Origin of the sequence: Xanthomonas sp. SHU 199 (assembly GCF_000364665.1) — a bacterium.
In the GTDB taxonomy this organism is placed as follows: Bacteria; Pseudomonadota; Gammaproteobacteria; order Xanthomonadales; family Xanthomonadaceae; genus Xanthomonas_A; species Xanthomonas_A sontii.
In genome coordinates this window covers 1-1,088 of record NZ_AQOI01000595.1, presented here as the reverse complement: position 1 = coordinate 1,088, position 1,088 = coordinate 1, and the positions used below count along the sequence as shown (strand labels likewise).

2 protein-coding genes are annotated in these 1,088 nt (G+C 71.7%); both read left to right on the top strand.

The window, feature by feature from the left end:
- A partial coding sequence (locus tag D183_RS25150; RefSeq protein ID WP_017910154.1) for a DUF2878 family protein occupies positions 1 to 274 on the top strand: 274 nt, incomplete at its 5' end.
- On the top strand, positions 271 to 1,053 hold the full coding sequence (locus tag D183_RS0117555) for a DUF1295 domain-containing protein (protein ID WP_017910153.1): 783 nt from the start codon (positions 271 to 273) through the stop codon (positions 1,051 to 1,053). The genes D183_RS25150 and D183_RS0117555, both read left to right, overlap by 4 nt.
- Positions 1,054 to 1,088: the final 35 nt, after the last annotated feature.

Sequence of the window (1,088 nt, the reverse complement as noted above, 5' to 3'; positions counted from 1 at the left end):
GCTGTGGGCCGGGTTCGCGCTGACCTTCCAGCACTCGCTGGCCTGGGTGATGCGCCATCCCTGGCGCGCGGCGCTGTTCGGCGCCACCGCCGGCCCACTGGGCTACGTGCTGGCCGCGCGCGGCTGGCAGGCGGTGACGCTGGTGGCGCCCACGCCGCACGCGCTGCTGGCGCTGGCTGTAGGCTGGGCCGCGGCGCTGACCTTGCTGAGCCTGGCGACGCGCCGCCTGATGGTCGCCACGCCGGCGCTGCCGGCCACCGGAGCGGCGCGATGAACGCCTGGCCGCTCCTGCATGTAGGCATCTTCACCGTGCTGGTCATGCTCGCCGGCTGGGCCTGGCAGCGGCGCACCCGCAATGCCGGCGTGGTCGATGTGCTGTGGTCGGCCTGCATGGCGCTGACCGCGGTGTACTGCACCTGGCGCGCCGATGGCGCGCTGCTGCCGCGGGTGCTGACCGCGGTGCTGGGTGGGCTGTGGGGCGCGCGCCTGGCCTGGCATCTGGGCGTACGCGTGTTCGGCGATGCGCACGAAGACGGCCGCTATCGTGCCCTGCGCGAGCACTGGCACGGCGACCAGCGCAAGTTCCTGGCGTTCTTCCTCGGCCAGGCGCTGGTGGTGCTGGCGTTCGCGGTGCCGCTGTCGGTGGCCGCGCACAATCCGCAGCCGCAGTGGAGCGTGTGGACCACGTTGGCGGTCGCGACCTGGCTGATCGCGGTCGGCGGGGAGAGCCTGGCCGACCGGCAACTGGCCGCGTTCCGCACCGACCCGGCGAACAAGGGCAAGACCTGCCGCCAAGGCCTGTGGCGCTATTCGCGGCATCCGAACTACTTCTTCGAATTCGTGCACTGGTTCGCCTACGTGTTCCTGGCAGTGGGCAGCGGCGCGCTGTGGGTCGGCGTGGCCGCGCTGGGACCGTTGCTGATGTTCGCCTTCCTCTACCGCGTCACCGGCATTCCCTATACCGAACAGCAAGCGCTGCGCTCGCGCGGCCGCGACTACGCCGACTACCAGCGCAGCACCAGCGCCTTCTTCCCCATGCCGCCGCGGCACTGAGCCGCGCCAGGAGATCCGCCATGTCCAGCACCTTC

Coding starts and splice junctions, on each gene's coding strand:
- D183_RS0117555 (WP_017910153.1), top strand. CDS start 271: ATGAACGCCTGGCCGCTCCTGCATGTAGGCATCTTCACCGTGCTGGTC.